This window comes from Scandinavium sp. (assembly GCF_036271055.1).
In the GTDB taxonomy this organism is placed as follows: Bacteria; Pseudomonadota; Gammaproteobacteria; order Enterobacterales; family Enterobacteriaceae; genus Scandinavium.
Genome location: NZ_DATBBJ010000088.1, coordinates 1 through 1,529, shown reverse-complemented (window position 1 = coordinate 1,529; position 1,529 = coordinate 1). Strand labels below are relative to the sequence as shown.

Here is a 1,529-nt window from a genome sequence, read left to right as displayed (position 1 = left end):
TAAAAAGCCGTGGCGCCAGAAAGGTACCGGCCGTGCGCGTTCAGGTTCTATCAAGAGCCCGATCTGGCGTTCCGGTGGCGTAACCTTCGCTGCTCGCCCGCAGGACCACAGTCAAAAAGTTAACAAAAAGATGTACCGCGGCGCGCTGAAAAGCATCCTGTCCGAACTGGTACGTCAGGATCGTCTGATCGTTGTCGAGACGTTCTCTGTAGATGCACCTAAAACTAAGCTGCTGGCACAGAAACTGAAAGACATGGCTCTGGAAGATGTGTTGATCATCACCGGTGAGCTGGACGAGAACCTGTTCCTGGCCGCACGTAACCTGCATAAGGTTGACGTACGTGACGCGAATGGTATCGACCCGGTTAGCCTGATCGCCTTCGACAAAGTCGTAATGACTGCTGATGCTGTTAAGCAAGTTGAGGAGATGCTGGCATGATTCGTGAAGAACGTTTGCTGAAGGTGATTCGTTCACCGCACGTTTCTGAAAAAGCGTCTGCTGCGATGGAAAAAACCAATACCATCGTTCTCAAAGTTGCTAAAGACGCGACTAAAGCAGAAATCAAAGCTGCTGTGCAGAAACTGTTTGAAGTCAAAGTTGATACCGTACGCACCCTGGTTGTTAAAGGCAAGGTGAAGCGTCACGGACAGCGTATCGGTCGTCGTAGCGACTGGAAAAAAGCTTACGTCACCCTGGAAGAAGGCCAGAATCTGGACTTCGTTGGCGGCGCTGAGTAAGTCGGAGGAGTAATACAATGGCAGTTGTTAAATGTAAACCGACATCTCCGGGTCGTCGCCACGTAGTTAAAGTGGTCAACCCTGAGTTGCACAAGGGCAAACCTTTTGCTCCGCTGCTGGAAAAAAACAGCAAATCCGGTGGTCGTAACAACAATGGCCGTATCACCACTCGTCATATTGGTGGTGGTCACAAGCAGGCATACCGTATTGTTGATTTTAAGCGCAACAAAGATGGTATCCCGGCAGTTGTTGAACGTCTTGAGTACGATCCGAACCGTTCCGCGAATATCGCGCTGGTTCTGTACAAAGACGGCGAGCGCCGTTACATCCTGGCCCCTAAAGGCCTGAAAGCTGGCGACCAGATTCAGTCTGGCGTTGATGCTGCAATCAAAGCAGGTAACACTCTGCCGATGCGCAATATCCCGGTTGGTTCTACCGTTCATAACGTAGAAATGAAACCAGGTAAAGGCGGTCAGCTGGCACGTTCCGCTGGTACTTACGTTCAGATCGTTGCTCGCGATGGTGCTTATGTCACCCTGCGTCTGCGTTCTGGTGAAATGCGTAAAGTCGAAGCAGACTGCCGTGCAACCCTGGGCGAAGTTGGCAATGCTGAGCATATGCTGCGCGTTCTGGGTAAAGCAGGTGCTGCACGCTGGCGTGGTGTTCGTCCTACCGTTCGCGGTACTGCGATGAACCCAGTCGATCACCCACATGGTGGTGGTGAAGGTCGTAACTTTGGTAAGCACCCGGTATCCCCGTGGGGCGTTCAGACCAAAGGTAAGAAGACCCGC

3 protein-coding genes are annotated in these 1,529 nt (G+C 52.1%); all 3 read left to right on the top strand.

What is annotated here, in order from left to right:
- Positions 1-439, top strand: a 439-nt coding sequence (gene rplD / locus VH187_RS19780) for a 50S ribosomal protein L4 (RefSeq protein WP_329703158.1), incomplete at its 5' end; no start/stop codon positions are given.
- The gene (gene rplW / locus VH187_RS19775; RefSeq protein ID WP_329703157.1) at positions 436-738 is read left to right on the top strand and encodes a 50S ribosomal protein L23; all 303 of its coding nucleotides are present in this window, start codon (positions 436-438) and stop codon (positions 736-738) included. The genes rplD and rplW, both read left to right, overlap by 4 nt.
- Before the next feature lie 17 nt (positions 739-755).
- The coding region (rplB, locus tag VH187_RS19770) for a 50S ribosomal protein L2 (protein ID WP_329703156.1) at positions 756-1,529 on the top strand (774 nt) is incomplete at its 3' end.

Excerpts from the sequence above, each read along its gene's own strand:
- rplW (WP_329703157.1), top strand. The coding sequence starts at position 436 with ATGATTCGTGAAGAACGTTTGCTGAAGGTGATTCGTTCACCGCACGTT.